This is a genomic window from Kitasatospora sp. NE20-6 (assembly GCF_045862635.1).
Window position 1 is genome coordinate 1 of the sequence record NZ_BPRL01000090.1, and the last position, 16515, is coordinate 16515.

Genomic DNA, 16515 nt, shown 5'->3' on the forward strand with positions numbered 1-16515 from the left:
ATCTCCGCCGTGAACGACTCCAGGTCCTCCCGGACCCGATCCATCTCCTCAGGTGTCACACACCATCAACGCGCCCGCGGCCACAAGGACACGCCGCCAGTGATCACACCTGACCAAGCCCTACTAGGAGCCGCGCGGACACCGCGGTCGTCGCCCGAGCCCGGTCCCCCAGGGGGGCCGGGCTCGGGTCTGCGTGCGTCGCCGGGTTCTCCGCGGATGGCATCTGTCGTGCTGCGGGATGTGCTGCGGGATGTGGTCAGTCGGGGCGATGTGTGTCGGCGAGCACCTGCGGCCGGTTCAGCGGTGGTGACGGCGGAAGAACTGCCAGATCAGTGTGTTGGCGTCGATCTCGTGGGTGGTGGTGCCGTTGCCTTCGGACTCGTAGGGGGAGCCGGGCCAGGTGTGTCCGCCGTCCGTGACGGTGTGGAGCGCGGTTTCGGCGTTGCGGTTGCATCCGCGGTAGGCGGTCAGGGTGACGTGTTCGGTCACCCGGGAGGTGACCGGGTCGGGCCGGCATCCGTTGAGGCCGGCCCAGCGGGCGAGTGCGGTCGGTACGGAGTAGCGCCAGGCGGTGCTGCCCGCGCCGTCGTACGGGTTGGTGTAGTCCTGCTGTCCGTGGAAGGCGAGGACGGGTACCGGCTTCGCGGGACGGCAGGAGGCGGGGTCGGGGGTGCGCTCGTCGGCGGGGTCCGGGCGGCCCGCGCGCAGGCCTGCGACCGGGGCGACGGCGGCGAGCCGGCCTGGGATCGCGCAGGCGAGGGCCGAGGCCATCCGGCCGCCGCCGGAGTATCCGGTGGCGTAGACGCGGGCCGGGTCGGCGCACAGGGTGCCGGTGAGTGTGTCGATGACCTGGCTCAGGTAGGCGATGTCGTCGCGGGTGCCGGTGGGGGTGACCTGCGGGACGTTCCAGATGTAGCCGCTGCCGCCGGGCACGGCGCCCTCGGGTGCGGCGACGATGAAGCCGTGGGTGTCCGCGGTGCGGGTGATGCCGGTGTAGGTGAGCTGCCCCTGACCCGTGTTCTGGCTGCCGTGCAGTGTCAGGACCAGCGGGAGCCGGCCGCTGCCCGGTGTGCGGGCCGGGACGTGGACACGCACGCCGTACGTGGTGCCGTCGAACGGCACCTGCACCGTGGTGTCGCCCGCCGCAACCGTGGTGCACCGGGCGGGCCCCGCAGCGGCGGCGGGATAGGGGACGGCGGCGGCCAGTGCAGTGGTGGCCAGCGCCGTGGTGGCGAGGGTGGTACGGAGCAACACGTGAAGGTTTCCTTCCTCGATGCGGTGGGGGGTCCGTACGGCGTGGGGGCCGTTTGCCGGGTCAGCCCTGCGGCTGGAGGGCGGCCGCGGGGTGGGTGTGGTGCATGGCGAGGGCAGCGGCGCCGACGAGTCCGGCGTCGGTGCCGAGGCGGGCGGGGGCAACGGTCATGCCGTCGGTGAAGGGGAGCGTGGCGTAGGCGGCGAGGTGGTGGCGCAGCGGCTGCAGGAAGAGGTCGCCGGACCGGGCGACGCCGCCGCCGATGACGACGGTGTCGATTTCGACCAGGGTGGCGGTGGCGGCGATGCCGGCGGCGAGGGCGCGGGCGGCGCGGTCGAAGGCGGCACGGGCGATGGGGTCGCCCTGGGCCGCGCAGGCGGCGACGGCGGCTGCAGAGGTGTCCGGTCCGGGCGGCTGCCAGCCGTCGGCGAGGGCGCGGCGGGCGATGGAGGTGCCGGAGGCGAAGGTTTCCACGCAGCCGCGCGATCCGCACGGGCAGGGCTCGCCCTCGAAGTCGATGGTGATGTGGCCGAGATGGCCCGCGTTCCCGGTGAGGCCGGAGTAGACGGTGCCGTCCAGGACGAGGCCTGCGCCGACCCCGGTCGAGACGACGATGCACAGGGCGTTGCGGTGGCTGCGGGCGGCGCCCTGCCAGTGCTCGCCGGCGGTCATGGCGACGGCGTCGCCGGCGAGGACGGCCGGCAGGTCGTGTGCCGCGGGGTGTGCGGCGATCTCCTCCAGCAGCGGGAAGCCGCGCCAGGCGGGGATGTTGACGGGGCTGACGGCGCCGGCGGGGATGTCGACGGGGCCGGCGCTGCCCACACCGACAGCGATCGTCTCCGTCCAGCGGGGGTGTCGGGCCAGGCCGGTCAGGACGTCGTGGACGGCGTCGGCGACCTCGTGCGTGCTGCCGAGGGTGGGGGTGGGGCGTTGGAGACGGGTGACGAGCGTGCCCGTGGTGTCCACGAGGCCGCCTGCGATCTTCGTGCCGCCGATGTCGAGGGCTGCGAAGAGCGGGGAGGCGGAGGCCGGTCGGCCCGTGGCGATTTCGACCTGTTGATTACTCATGGTGATGACTCCGGCGGTGTCTGCGGATCGGTGGCCGACGCCGCTGGAGCGTGACCGGATCGTGCCGGGTTGAGTGTGATCCGCTTCGACAACGATGTCCAGCCTTGGTCCACCCCTCCTCCGGATGGGGCACGCCCCGCGATTCCGTTTTAGTAAATTTTAGTTTGTTAAGCCTAAATCGCTATTAATCCCCCTTGAATATCGGCTTTACCGTTCTATGGACATGGCCCAGATGTGACGTCTACGTTAAGCGTCCATCGGCCTCCGGGCCTCAGCCGCCAGTGCGGCTCCCCCTCCCTTGCGATCAACCCCCACAGCACCGAGGAGTGAACAGGTATGCGAAGAGGATGGCTGACTGTCGCCGCCGCGACGATGACGGTCCTCACTGCCTGTAGCAGCAGTGGCAGCGGCAGCTCGTCCGTGGCCGCGGCGCCGAGCGACCCGGCGCAGGTCTCCGGTGACATCACCGTGCTGACCAACCGCACCGACCTCGTCCAGGACGGCACGCTCAAGAAGTACGCGGCCGAGTTCCAGAAGCTCTACCCCGGCGTCAAGGTGGCCTTCGAAGGGCTCACCGACTACGAGGGCGAGACCAAGATCCGGATGAACACCGAGAGCTACGGCGACGTCCTGCTGATCCCCAACTCCCTCTCGGTCAGCCAGTACCCGACGTTCTTCGCGCCGCTCGGCGACACCTCGCTGGCCGACACGTTCGACTACACCGACCACGCCACCGTCGGCAACAAGGTCTACGGCATAGCCAACATCGGCGTCGCCAACGGCTTCGTCTACAACAAGACCGTGTGGGCGCAGGCCGGCATCACCGAATGGCCCACCACCCCCGAGCAGTTCATCGAGGACCTGAAGGCCGTCAAGGCCAAGACCGGCGCGATCCCGTACTACACGAACTACAAGGACGGCTGGCCACTCACCAACTGGACCAACGCCCTGGGCTCGCCCAGCTGCAGCGCCGGTGCCCGCGACGAGCTCGCCACCACCCCCCAGCCGTGGACGGCCGGCAAGGACCTCCACACCGCGGACAAGCTGCTCTTCGACATCGTCCACGAGAAGCTCTCCGAGCCCGACCCGACCACCAGCAACTGGGAGAACTCCAAGACCCTCATCGGCTCCGGCAAGGTCGGCTCGATGTGGCTCGGCTCCTGGGCGGTCTCCCAGATGCAGGCCGCCGCCAAGGCCGCAGGCCAGGACCCCTCGACGATCGGCTTCATGCCCTTCCCCACCCAGAGCGACGGCCACTTCTGCTCGGTGCTGCGCCCCGACTACCAGTACGCGGTCAACGTGCACTCCAAGCACAAGGAAGCGGCCCGCGCCTGGCTCGACTGGTTCATCACCAAGTCCGGCAGCGCCGCCGCCGAGGGCTCGATCTCCTCGGTGAAGGGCACCGCGCTGCCTGACAGCCTCAAGCCCTTCCAGGACAAGAACGTCCGGTTCGTCCCGGAGAGCCAGAACAGGATCGAAGCCGTCAACAAGATCGACAAGGCGTCGGAGATCGGCATCACCTCGCAGGACTACCGCCAGCGACTGATGGACGTGGCCCGCGGTGCTGCCGGCGGCGACGCGGACAGCTTCTTCAAGGACCTGAACAAGAAGTGGTCCGACGCGCAGAGCACCATCGGCGGCTGACATCCGGCCGCACGGCACCCCCCGGGGGCGCGGCCACCGCCCCACCGCCGCGCCCCCGGGGCGCCGTACGAGCGACGTTCGAACGAGGACCATGACCATGACCGCAGAGTCCAGGACGCGCCCCCGCGCCTCCGCTGCACCCGGCCGCCGCAAGGGCCGGGCGACCCGTGTCCCGGCACCGCGCCGCACCACAGGGACGCGCACCTCCTGGCGCATCACGCCGTGGCTGTACCTGCTCGTCCCGCTCGCCCTCCTGGTGACCTTCACCTACCTGCCGATCCTCGACATGTTCGGCTACAGCGTCACCGACTGGGACGGCCTCAGCCCGACCAGCGAGAACGTCGGCGCCGACAACTACGTCGAACTCTTCACCCGGCCGGAGCTGTTCAAGGTCTTCCTGGTCAGCGGCGTCTACCTGGCGGCGTCCTTCGTGCAGATCGCGGCCGCCCTCTACTTCGCCACGGTGCTCAGCTTCGACACGAAGTTCCGCAACCTCTTCAAGGGCATCCTGTTCTTCCCGTACCTGGTCAACGGCGTCGCCATCGGCTTCGTCTTCCTGTACTTCTTCCAGCCCGGCGGCACCCTCGACTCCGTGCTCCAGATCCTCGGCTTCCACGGCGAACCGATGTGGCTGGGCGATCCCGACCTGGTCAACAAGTCGCTGGCCGGCGTGTCGGTCTGGCGCTACATGGGCCTGAACATGGTGCTCTTCCTCGGCGCGATCCAGTCCATCCCCGGCCACCTCTACGAGGCCGCGGCCCTCGACGGCGCCAGCCGCTGGCAGCAGTTCCGGCACATCATCGCCCCGAGCATCAAGCCGATCATCAGTCTCAGCGCGATCCTGGCGATCTCCGGCTCGCTCTCGGTCTTCGAGATCCCGTACATCATGACCGGCGGCGCCAACGGCAGCGAGACGTTCGTCATCCAGACCGTCAAGCTCGCCTTCAAGTTCGACAAGGTCGGCCTCGCCTCCTCCGGCGCCGTCGTGCTGCTCGCCGTCATCCTGCTCGTCACCTGGATCCAGCGCCGCCTGGTGCCGGAGGAGAGGGTCGAACTGTCGTGACCACCCCCGTCACCGTCCGCCCGGCCACCCGGGGCCCCCGCATCACCGTCGGCGGCACCGCGAAGTACCTGTCGCTGATCCTCGCCGGTGCGGTCGTCCTCGTCCCGATGACCGTCGTCCTCCTCACCTCGCTGAAGGACAGCAACGAGGCCCGGACCACCGGCCCGCTGACACCGCCGTCCGACTGGTTCAACCTCGGCAACTACCTGACGGCCTTCCAGGAAGGCCAGATGCTGCAGGCCTTCGTCAACACCACGATCATCCTCGTGGTGTCGACCGCCGGCACGGTGCTGATCGGCTCGATGACCGCCTACGCGATCGACCGCTTCGAGTTCCGCCTCAAGAGGCTCGTGACGGGGCTCTTCCTCGTCGCCGCGCTCGTCCCGGGCGTGACCACCCAGGTCGCGACCTTCCAGATCGTCAACGACCTGGGGGCCTTCAACACCCGCTGGGCGCCGATCCTGCTCTACCTGGGCACCGACATCGTCTCCATCTACGTCTTCCTGCAGTTCATCCGCTCCATCCCGGTCTCCCTGGACGAGGCCGCCCGGCTCGACGGCGCCAACAGCTTCACCGTCTACCGGCGCATCATCCTGCCGATGCTGAAGCCCGCCGTCGCCACCGTCGTGATCATCAAGGGCATCACCGTCTACAACGACTTCTACATCCCCTTCCTCTACATGCCGGCCTCCGACCTCGGCACCGTCTCCACCTCGCTGTTCCGCTTCAAGGGCCCCTTCGGCGCCCACTGGGAGACCATCTCGGCCGGCACGGTCCTCGTGATCCTGCCGACCCTGATCGTCTTCCTCACCCTGCAGCGGTTCATCTACAGCGGCTTCGCCGCCGGCTCCACCAAGTAACCGAACCCCGTACCCACACGCACATCCCGTGGGCCGGATCGGCCACCACGCACCACAAGGAGAGACACGCATGACGGTCCGCACGCCTATCACCGACGGCTGGACGCTGCGGCTGGACACCACCCGGCACACCCCCGAGCAGGCTCCGTCCGCCCTGCGCACGGACGCCGTGCCCGCCCAGGTCCCCGGCTGCGTGCACACCGACCTGCTCGCCGCCGGCCTGATACCGGACCCGTACCTCGGCCTCAACGAGCACGCCGTCGCCTGGATCGGCCGCGCCGACTGGACGTACGGGACCACCCTGCCCGCCCGCGACCGGGCCTTCGAACGCGCCGACCTCGTCTTCGACGGCCTCGACACCGTCGCGCAGGTCACCCTCGCCGGTCGTACCCTCGGCACCACCCGCAACATGCACCGCGGATACCGCTACGACGCCACCGCACTCCTCGACGCCGAAGCCGACCTGACGGTGCACTTCGCCTCTGCCTGCACCGAGGCCGAAGCCGTCCGCGCGCATCTCGGCGAGCGCCCCAACTCCTACCCGGAGCCGACCAACTACATCCGCAAGATGGCCTGCAGCTTCGGCTGGGACTGGGGCCCGACCCTCGTCACCGCGGGCATCTGGCGCCAGGCCCGCATCGAGCAGTGGTCCACCGCCCGCCTCGCCCGCGTCCGCCCGCACACCACGGTGGACCCCGCCACCGGCACCGGCACCGTCGAACTCCACCTCGACCTGGAGCGCACCGCCACCGGCGCCGGCCGCGACCTCACCGTCACCGCCACCGCCGGCGGCCGGACCGCCACCGCCGCCGTCCCGGCCGGCCAGGACACCGCGGTCCTCGTCCTGCACGTTCCCGACGCGGCCCCGTGGTGGCCCCGGGGCTACGGCGACCAGCCGCTGTACGACCTGCGCCTCACCCTCGCCGCCGAGGACGGCACCGCCCTGGACACCTGGCAGCGGCGCATCGGGTTCCGCACCGTCGAGCTCGACACCTCCGCCGACGAACACGGCACCGGCTTCACCCTCGTCGTCAACGGCACCCGCATCTTCGCCCGCGGCGTCAACTGGATCCCCGACGACACCCTGATCACCCGCGTCACCCCCGACCGCTACCGCGAACGCCTCCAGCAGGCCGCCGACGCCAACGTCGACCTCGTCCGCGTCTGGGGCGGCGGCATCTACGAGAACGAGGCGTTCTACGACATCTGCGACGAACTCGGCCTGATGGTCTGGCAGGACTTCCTCTTCGCCTGCGCCGCCTACCCCGAGGAGCAGCCGCTGCGCGGCGAGGTCGAGGCCGAGGCCCGCGAGAACGTCGCCCGGCTCATGCCGCACGCCTCGCTCGTCCTGTGGAACGGCAACAACGAGAACCTGTGGGGCTTCGCCGAGTGGGGCTGGGAGGACGAGCTGAAGAGCGACTCCTGGGGCGAGGGCTACTACCTCGGCCTGCTGCCCCGCATCGTCGCCCAGACCGACCCCACCCGCCCCTACTGGGCCGGCAGCCCCTGGTCCGGTTCCTGGGACCACACCCCCAACCACCCCGACCACGGCACCGTCCACTCCTGGGAGGTGTGGAACCGCCGGGACTACACCGACTACCTCGCCACCGTGCCGCGGTTCGTGGCCGAGTTCGGCTGGCAGGCCCCGCCGGCCTTCGCCACCCTGCGCCGTGCCCTGCCCGACGAGGCGCTCGCCCCCGACTCCCCGGGCATGCTCCACCACCAGAAGGCCGAGGACGGCAACGGCAAGCTCGACCGGGGCCTGACCCACCACTTCGGGGCCCCCGCAGACTTCGACGAGTGGCACTACCTCACCCAGGTCAACCAGGCCCGAGCCATCGCGACCGGCGTCGAGCACTGGCGCTCCCACTGGCCGCTCTGCGCCGGCACCGTCCTGTGGCAGCTCAACGACTGCTGGCCCGTCACCTCCTGGGCCGCCATCGACGGCGACGCCCGGCCCAAGCCGCTCTACCACGAACTGCGCCGCATCTACGCCGACCGGCTGCTGACCTTCCAGCAGCGCGAGGGCCGGCTCGTCCTCGCCGTCGTCAACCAGAGCGCGCAGCCGTGGACGGGCACCGTCACCGTGCGCCGCCACCACGCCGACGGCACCGCCCTCGCCACCGCCGAACTCACCTTCGACGCCGCACCCCGCACGGTCGCGCTCCTGGACGTGCCGGACACCGTCGCCGATGCCGCGGACACCACCGAGGAACTGTGGACGGCCGACGCCGACACCCTGCGCGCCTGGCACTTCGCTGCCACCGACGCCGAGTTCGCCTACCCCGACGCGGCCTTCGACGCGACCGTCACCCCGGCCGGCTCCGGTGCGCACATCACCGTCACCGCCCGGACCCTGCTGCGTGACCTGCTCCTGCAGGCCGACCGGCTCCACCCGGGCGCCCGCACCGACCGCGGCCTCACCACCCTGCTGCCCGGCGAGAGCGCCGTCTTCCACGTCGACGACTGGGCCGCCGCGCTGCCCGGTACCGACCTCACCACCGCCCTGCGCTGCATCAACACCCCGCGCGCGGAGCAGCCCCTGTGACCGGCCACCCCCGGATCCCGGCGCCGCGCCGCGTCACCATCAAGGACGTCGCGGCGCGCGCCGGAGTCTCCATCGGAGCCGTCTCCCTGGCCGCCAACAACCGGCCCGGTGTCTCCGAGGCAACCCGGGCCCGCATCCACGCCGCCGCCGCCGAACTCGGCTGGCAGCCCAGCCAGGCCGCCAAGTCGCTTTCCGGCAGCAGCCGCACCATCAACACCATCGGCCTGGTTCTCTCCCGCCCCGCACGTCACATCGGCCTCGAACCCTTCTTCATGGAGTTCATCGCCGGCATCGAGAGCATCCTGGAGGAGCGGTCCTGCTCCCTGCTGCTGCACCTCGTCCGCGACACCGACCAGGAGCTCGCGGTCCAGCGCGAGTGGTGGCACACCCGGCGCATCAGCGGCACCATCCTCGTCGACATCCAGCAGGACGATCCCCGCATCCCTGCCCTGCAGAAGATCGGCGTGGCGGCCGTCGCCGTGGGCCACCCGCACCTCACCGGCGGCCTCACCTCGGTGTGGACGGACGACGCCGGCGCCATCGAGGAAGCCGTCCGCTACCTCGCCGCGCTCGGCCACCGCCGCATCTGCCGGGTCGGCGGGAATCCCGCACTCGGTCACACCGCGATCCGCACCGCCGCCCTGGAGGCAGTCACCCGCGAACTCGGCCTGGAAGACGCCAGGTCCGTCCCCACCGACTACTCCGGCGAGCAGGGCGCCCGCGCGACCCGCGCCCTGCTCTCCTCGGCCCGCCCGCCGACCGCCATCATCTACGACAACGACATCATGGCCGTCGCCGGCGTGTCCGTGGCCACCGAGATGGGCCTGCACGTCCCCACCGACCTGAGCCTCATCGCCTGGGACGACTCCCAGCTGTGCCAGCTCACCCACCCCACCCTGTCCGCGATGAGCCGCGACGTGTTCGGCTTCGGCGCAGAGGTCGCCCGAAAGCTGTTCGCCGTCATGAACCGGGAGACCGTCGAGTCGGGACCGGTGCCCCGCCCCGTCCTGGTGCCCCGCAGCAGCACGTCCCCTCCTGCGGCCTGAACTCACCGGCCTGAACTCCCCGGCCCCGGACCACCCCGCGGCGGACGACGCCCACGGGCCGCCCGCCGCAGCACCCCGTGCACCCGGCCCCGTCCCTCGAACCACCCCCACGCCCCGGGGCCCCGCCGTGCGAGCGGGCCCCGGCCCCTCCCACCACCGAGAGGTACACCCATGCCCGGAACAGCCCGCCGCACCACCACGGCCGTCGCCCTCGCGGCCGCCTGCGCCGCCGTCGCGGCCACCACCGCCCCGGCCGGCGCCCGCACCCCCGCGGCCGCCGCCGACACCTTCGTCACCCGCGACGGCGCCCACCTCGCGCTCCAGGGGCAGCCCTTCCGCTTCGGCGGCACCAACCTCTACTGGCTCGGCCTCGACGAGAACGTCGGCGGCGTCGACTACCCCACCTACTTCCGCATCGACGATGCCCTCAGGACGGCCCGCGCCATGAACGCCACCGTCGTCCGCTCCCACACCCTGGGCACCTCGCTCGGCTGCGCCAAGTGCATCCAGCCCGCCCTCGGGCAGTACAACGACGCCGCGTTCGCCAGCATCGACCACGCAGTCGCCCGCTCCCGCGCCCTGGGCCTGCGCCTGGTCGTACCGCTCACCGACCAGTGGACGTACTACTCCGGCGGCTACACGAACATCACCAAGTGGCTCGGCCTCGAACCCAAGGCGTTCTACACCGACGCCCGTGCCGTCGCCGCGTACAAGGACTACATCGCCCACGTCCTCAACCACGTCAACCCCTACACCGGGCTGGCGCTGAAGGACGACCCCACCGTCATGTCCTGGTCGCTCGGCAACGAGCTCAACGACATGACCACCGCCTGGGCCGACGACATCGGCGCCTACCTGCACGCGCTGGCGCCCCGCCAGCTCGTCGCCGCCGGCCGTCAGCAGGGCGTCGACGCCGCCGCGCTCGCCTCCGCCCAGGTCGACATCGTCGACGTCCACTACTACCCGAGCAGCGCCGCCACCGAAGCAGCCGACGCCAAGGCCGTCACCGCCAAGGGCAAGGTCTACCTCGCCGGCGAACACGGCACCGACAGCGTCACCGCCGCCGACGCCCTCACCCTCGCCGACGACCCGAACGTCACCGGCGCGCTCTCCTGGTCGCTGTTCGGCCACGCCGACGACCACGGCTACGTCCAGCACGACGACGGCTTCACCATGCACCACCCGGGCGACACCGCCGCGATGCGCGCCGCCGTCCTCGCCGAGTCCGCCTTCGCCCTGACCGTCGCAGGCGACCGGCCCCGCCCCGCCGTCCCCACCACGCCTCCGCTGGTCACCGCCGTCACCAAGAACGCCGGCATCAACCAGGTCGCCTGGCGCGGCACCGCCGGCGCCCACAGCTACCGTCTCGAACGCGCCACCAACGGCCCCGACGGCCCGTACACCACCGTCGCCACCGGGCTCTCCGACAACGACGCCCCCTACCTCGACCCTTCCACCCCGGCCACCCGCACCTGGTACCGCACCGTCGCCCTCGACCGGGCCGGCCGCACCCTCGCCACCTCCCCGGCGCTCGCCACCGCCCCCGGCCAGGACAGCGCGGCCGACCCGCTGCAGAGCTACACCCTCACCTCCTCGCACAGCGACACCCTCACCATCACCCCCGACGGTGACGGTGTCCGCGTCGCCCCCGCCTCCCGCAAGACCGGGCAGATCACCTGGAGCCGCCCCGGCCTCACCGGCTTCCAGGCCGACTTCGCCACCCCCGACCGCTCCGCGCTGCCCACCGTCCAGACCTCCGCGGACGGCACCACCTGGGTGAACGCCGCCCCTGCCCTGCAACGCCGCGGCGGCCACACCCTCCTGACCCTCGACAACCTGCAGGCCACCGGCCACATCCGCCTCAGCTGGAAGGCCACCGCCCACCCCGCCCCGCTCACCGGCACCACCTGGACGGCGGCCACCGCCTCCCCGGCCACCGGCAAGCCCGGCGCCTTCCAGCAGACCCCCGCCGACCAGGCCAGCGGCGTCGACACCCGCACCGCCTTCACCTGGACCGGCTCTCCCGGCGCCGCCTACTACACCCTCACCGTCTCCGAGAACGCCGACCTCTCCGACCCCGTGCTCCAGGCCACGAGCATCCGCGGCACCAGCTACACCCCCGCCGCCAACCTCCAGCCCAACACCACCTACCACTACAGCGTCACCGCCGTGAACGCCGCCGGCTCCACCCCCGCCGCGAACGCACCCTCCACCTTCACCACCGGCGACCTCACCGTCGACGACTTCGAGAGCTACCCCTCCGACAGCGCCCTCGCCACCGCCTACCCCCGCAACACCGGCGGCGGACCCGTCACCACCACCCTCGACACCACCCATGCCGACGGCACCGGCCACAGCCTCCGCGCCGCCTACGACCACGGCTCCCCCGGCTACGCCGGCATCATCCGCACCCTCCCCACCCCGCAGGACTGGGGCGGCGCCACCGCGCTGCGGCTGTGGGCCCGCTCCGACGGCAGCACCGACCAGGCCCTGACCGTCCAGTTCGTCGCCAACGGCACCTACTGGGAAACCACCGTCCCCCTCACCAGCACCACCGGCACCACCCTCACCATCCCGCTCGACACCTTCAAGAACCCCGCCTGGGCCACCCCCGGCACCCTCGACCCCGGCAAGGTCACCCAGCTGTCCTTCTACTTCAACGGCCGGGCCGCCACCGGCACCGCCTGGATCGACACCGTCACCGCCACCCGCTGACACCACCACCCCGGCCGTACCGCACCGCCATCCGTGCACGGCGCCCCCGGCCCCGCGGCCCGGCTCCGGGGTACGGCACCGGTACCCTCTCCGCCCCACCCGTGGTGATCCACCGCGGGTGGGGCGGAGGAGCACAGGCGAAGGCCCGGTCCCGGGAGACCCGGGCGGCGACCGGCACGGACCCCAGGGTGTTCAGGGCCGGGCGCCGGTGGCGGCAGGCAAGGCACGAGCCGGCATTCCCGTCGCCGGGACCTCCGCGGGTATGCTTCCGGTGCGCCCGTCCGGAGGAGGCTCATGCCGCGGCAGCCCACCATGGCCGACATCGCCCGGCAGGCCGGGGTCTCCCGGGTGACCGTCTCCTACGCGCTGAACGGCCGTCCCGGCGTCTCCGAGCAGATGCGCGCCCGTATCCTCGGCATCGCCCGCGACATCGGCTTCAACGCGAACACCTCGGCCCGGGCCCTGCACGGCGCGGCGGTCCGTCCGGTCGGCATGACCCTGCGCCGGCCCGCCTCCGACGCCCACACCGTCGAGGTGTTCCGCCGCGAGCTGATCAGCGGCATCCAGACCGAACTCGCCGCCCGCGACCTCGGCCTGGCCCTGCAGTACGTCGGCGACGCGGCCGAGGAGACGGCCGTCTACCGCCGCTGGCACGCCGAACGGCGGGTCGGCGGCGTTCTGGTGTGCGACCTGGAGTCCGACGACCCGCGCATCGGACCGCTCGCCGAACTCGGTCTGCCCGCCGTCGTCGTGGGCGGCCCCGTCCCGGGTGACGTACTCACCGGCATCTGGAACGACGACGCCGCCGCCGTCGACACCGTCGTCCGGCACCTGGCGGGCCTCGGGCACCGCGGCATCACCCGGGTCGGCGGCCCCGCGGGAATGCTGCACACCGCTGTCCGCGACGCCGCGTTCGAGGCAGCATGCCGGCAGGCAGGCGTCGAGGCCACCGTCGTCGGCTCCGACTACACCGCACGCACCGGGGGGCTCGCCACCCGGCGGCTGCTGAGCTCTCCGCACCGGCCGACCGCCATCGCCTACGACAACGACGTGATGGCGGTCGCCGGCCTGGCCGTGGCCCGCGAGATGGGACTACGGGTACCGGCAGACCTCTCGCTCGTCGCGTTCGACGACTCACCGCTCTGCCAGGCCGTGCGCCCCGCACTGACCGTCCTCAGCCGTGACATCGTCGCGTACGGCGCGCACGCCGTGCGGCTGCTGTTCGACGTGATCGAAGGACGGCCGCCGGCCGCGGTACTGGACCACACCGCCGTCCTGCTCGTCCGGGACAGCACCGCCCCACCCCCGCCGCCCCGTTCCTGACGGTGCGTCAGTACAGCCTTCCCGCAGGGGGCGCGGTGCTGGCACGCGGGGTCAGGTGGGCGGCCTCCACCGCCACATCGGCAATCTCGCGGCCGTCGACCGCCGCCAGCAGCAGCCGCGCCGCCTGCCGACCGTACCCCGTGATGTCCCTGGTCAGCGCGGTGAGTTCCGGATGCACGATGCGACAGATGGGCGAGTCGTCCCAGGCGACGACGGAGAGGTCCCCGGGCACGGACAGCCCCATCTCCTGGGCGACGGCCAGCCCGGCGACCGCCATGATGTCGTTGTCGTAGACGAGGGCGGTCGGGCGGTCGGGAGCCCCCAGAAGCCTGCGCGTGGCACGAGCACCGTCCGGGCTGCTGTAGTCGGTGTACGCGCAGGGGGCGGCCTCCAGCCCGAGCCGGCGGGCGAGGTCCGCGAACGCGGCACTGCGGACCCTTGTGTGCGCGAACTCCGGGATGCCCGCCACGTGACCGATGCGGCGATGGCCCAGCGCCGCGAGATACCCGACGGCTTCCTGAAGGGACACCGCATCGTCCGACCAGACACTGGCGATCGCACCGCCGGCCGGCGGCGGACCGATCACCACCGCGGGGAAGCGGAGTTCCTCCAGCAAGGGCAGACGCGGATCGTGTTCGAGGACGTCACAGACCAGCACCCCGTCCACGGCGCGTTCACGGCCCCACCGCCGGTACACCGCCGCCTCCTGCTCGCGGTCGGCAACCATGTGCAGCAGCAGAGCGTAGGAGCGCAGCGACAGTTCGGCCTCCAGGCCGCTGATCAGCTCCATGAAGAACGGTTCGACGCCCAGCGTGCTCGCGGGCCGGTACAGCGACAGGCCGATCGCCTTCGCCGGCGCCCCGGCCAGTGCCCTGGCCGCCCTGTCCGGATGGAAGCCCAACTCCTCGGCGACGGACAGGATGCGTTGCCTCGTCGCCTCGGAGACGCCTGGCCGTCCGTTGAGGGCGTACGACACGGCCCCCCTCGACACACCGGCCGTGCGCGCCACGTCGTTGATGGTCGGGCGTTTCACCGGGGCTCCCATCGCGCCGCGGACCGGGCCGGCCTCCGGCCGGCCGATGCGACTTTCTCGGTTAATGAATGCTAGCTGCCGACCGTTGCAGCGACCAGCTGCTCACCGCAGCCGGCCGCTGTGCGCCCCAGCATGCCGAACCCCGGATCCGCGTCCCACCCGGCCGATGAAAGCTCAGTGTTCGCCTGAGCGAGCCGCAGTTGGAGCCACCTGAATTGTAGCCCGCACTGTTGACGACGTTGTCATGCAGCCGTATGTTCATCTCGCTTACTCGGTTCATCTCAGGCACGTGCTCCGGCAGGAACTCCAACGCCGGACGCCGGGCTGCTCAGCAGCAGTCCAGCGCCTCCGCACCGCCTGAAGAAGCCCGTTGCGCCGTGCCCTCGGAGCACCCCACACCGATGCCACCGCCTGGCCTCACAGGTCCCGCACGCGCCACGGGAGTCCCCCACCCCTACACGAGAGAGCCGACCACCATGCGTCCAGCCCTCACCCGACTGTCCGCCAGCGGCGCCGCGCTCGCCGCGGGCGTTGCCGCACTGCTCCTGGGAACCCTTCCGGCCCCGGACGCCCAGGCCTTCCCGGCCACCCCCAAGGCGAACGTGCTGTCCTACCTGCAGTCCATCACGGGCACCGGCATCGTCTCCGGCCAGCACAACAAGGAACCCGCCTCCGCCCCCGCCCAGTACACCCAGCAGGTCAAGAACATCACCGGCCAGTACCCCGGTCTGTGGGGCGGCGACCTGATGTTCAACGCCTCCGACGTCGCCAACCGGCAGAGCGTCATCAACCAGGCCAAGACGGAATGGGCCAACGGCTCGTTGGTGAATCTGACCTGGCACGTCTGCCCGCCCACCCAGGGCAGCGGCTGCGCGTTCGAAGGCGGCGTCAAGTCCAGCATCACCGAAGCCCAGTTCACCCAGATCATCACCGACGGCACCGCCCTCAACACCGCCTGGAAGAAACGCCTCGACGAGGCCGTCCCCTACCTCCAGCAGCTCAAGGACGCCGGCATACCGGCGCTGTTCCGCCCGCTGCACGAGATGAACGAGACCTGGAACTGGTGGGGCCACCGCCCCGGGACCAACGGCAGCGCCCGCCTCTACCAGATCACCCACGACTACCTCGCCAACACCAAGGGCCTCTCCAACCTCATCTGGGTCTGGAACGTCCAGGACAACCCCGCCGGCGGATGGGCCAACTACTACCCCGGCAGCTCCTACGTCGACGTCGTCTCCCTCGACGCCTGGTACAAGAACTACCCGAGCGCGGCCGACTACCAGCAGATGCTCGCCATCGCCGGCAGCAAGCCCATCGCCATCGCCGAACTCGGCAAGATCCCCACGGCGGCCCTGCTCGACAGCCAGCCCCGCTGGTCCTACTTCATGCTCTGGTCGGAGCAGTTGACCGGGAACAACACCAACGCCGAGATCCAGACCGGCTACTTCCTTCCGCGCGTCCTCAACCAGGGCGAGATCACCCTGCCCACCGGCGGCGGCACCGGCGGGGGCACCGGCGCCATCACCGGCCTCGGCGGCAAGTGCGTCGACGCCCGAGCGGCCGGCACCGCCAACGGCACCGCCGTCCAGCTCTACACCTGCGCACCCGGCACCGCCCAGGCCTGGACCGTCGGCAGCGACGGCACCATCCGCAACCCCAACTCCGGCCGCTGCCTGGACATCGTCTCCGCCGGCACCGCCAACGGCACCAAGGTCCAGCTCTACGACTGCAACGGCACCGGCGCCCAGCAGTGGCAAGCCACGTCCGGCCGGCTGAAGAACCCGCAGTCGGGCCGCTGCCTCGACGTCCCCGGCGGCAGCACCGCCGACGGCACCCAGCTCCAGATCTGGGACTGCAACACCAACGCCTGGCAGCAGTGGACCCTGCCGAGCTGACACCGCGGAACCGCCCCGGCCGGACCCCCACCCGGCCGGGGCACCCACGCGCGCCAACCCGCGCGTTT

11 protein-coding genes are annotated in these 16515 nt (G+C 71.4%); 8 read left to right on the top strand and 3 right to left on the bottom strand.

What is annotated here, in order from left to right:
• Positions 1–297: 297 nt before the first annotated feature.
• Both SNE206_RS37100 and SNE206_RS37105 read right to left on the bottom strand, forming a co-directional pair.
• Positions 298–1254 (bottom strand): alpha/beta hydrolase family esterase, encoded by a 957-nt coding sequence (locus tag SNE206_RS37100; protein ID WP_407917997.1) that lies wholly within the window; start codon positions 1252–1254, stop codon positions 298–300.
• Between the two features lie 61 nt (positions 1255–1315).
• Positions 1316–2320 carry an ROK family protein gene (locus SNE206_RS37105; protein ID WP_407917998.1) on the bottom strand — a complete coding sequence of 335 codons (1005 nt, stop codon included), beginning with the start codon at positions 2318–2320 and terminating at the stop codon, positions 1316–1318.
• A gap of 336 nt (positions 2321–2656) precedes the next feature.
• Between SNE206_RS37105 and SNE206_RS37110 the strand changes: the two genes are divergently transcribed.
• The 7 genes from SNE206_RS37110 (at position 2657) to SNE206_RS37140 (ending at position 13519) form a co-directional block, all read left to right on the top strand.
• On the top strand, positions 2657–3964 hold the full coding sequence (locus tag SNE206_RS37110; RefSeq protein ID WP_407917999.1) for an ABC transporter substrate-binding protein: 1308 nt from the start codon (positions 2657–2659) through the stop codon (positions 3962–3964).
• A 91-nt stretch (positions 3965–4055) separates the two neighbouring features.
• Entirely contained in the window at positions 4056–5027 is a 972-nt protein-coding gene (locus SNE206_RS37115) for a carbohydrate ABC transporter permease (protein WP_407918000.1), read from the top strand.
• Positions 5024–5887, top strand: coding sequence for a carbohydrate ABC transporter permease (locus tag SNE206_RS37120; RefSeq protein WP_407918001.1), 864 nt, complete (start codon positions 5024–5026; stop codon positions 5885–5887). Before SNE206_RS37115 ends, SNE206_RS37120 begins: the two co-directional genes overlap by 4 nt.
• A 70-nt stretch (positions 5888–5957) precedes the next feature.
• On the top strand, positions 5958–8435 hold the full coding sequence (locus tag SNE206_RS37125) for a glycoside hydrolase family 2 protein (protein ID WP_407918002.1): 2478 nt from the start codon (positions 5958–5960) through the stop codon (positions 8433–8435).
• Positions 8432–9481 (top strand): LacI family DNA-binding transcriptional regulator, encoded by a 1050-nt coding sequence (locus tag SNE206_RS37130; RefSeq protein WP_407918003.1) that lies wholly within the window; start codon positions 8432–8434, stop codon positions 9479–9481. The genes SNE206_RS37125 and SNE206_RS37130 overlap by 4 nt, the downstream gene beginning before the upstream one ends.
• A 171-nt stretch (positions 9482–9652) precedes the next feature.
• Positions 9653–12196, top strand: a complete 2544-nt coding sequence (locus tag SNE206_RS37135) for a carbohydrate binding domain-containing protein (RefSeq protein WP_407918004.1) — start codon at positions 9653–9655, stop codon at positions 12194–12196.
• 294 nt (positions 12197–12490) lie between these two features.
• Positions 12491–13519: a LacI family DNA-binding transcriptional regulator gene (locus SNE206_RS37140; protein WP_407918005.1), complete on the top strand. Its 1029-nt coding sequence runs from the start codon at positions 12491–12493 to the stop codon at positions 13517–13519.
• 7 nt (positions 13520–13526) lie between these two features.
• Here SNE206_RS37140 and SNE206_RS37145 read toward each other — a convergent pair whose 3' ends face one another.
• Positions 13527–14564: a LacI family DNA-binding transcriptional regulator gene (locus SNE206_RS37145; protein WP_407918006.1), complete on the bottom strand. Its 1038-nt coding sequence runs from the start codon at positions 14562–14564 to the stop codon at positions 13527–13529.
• 464 nt (positions 14565–15028) lie between these two features.
• Here SNE206_RS37145 and SNE206_RS37150 point away from each other — a divergent pair, with 464 nt between their 5' ends.
• Positions 15029–16447: a glycosyl hydrolase gene (locus SNE206_RS37150; protein WP_407918007.1), complete on the top strand. Its 1419-nt coding sequence runs from the start codon at positions 15029–15031 to the stop codon at positions 16445–16447.
• The last annotated feature ends 68 nt before the right edge of the window (positions 16448–16515 follow it).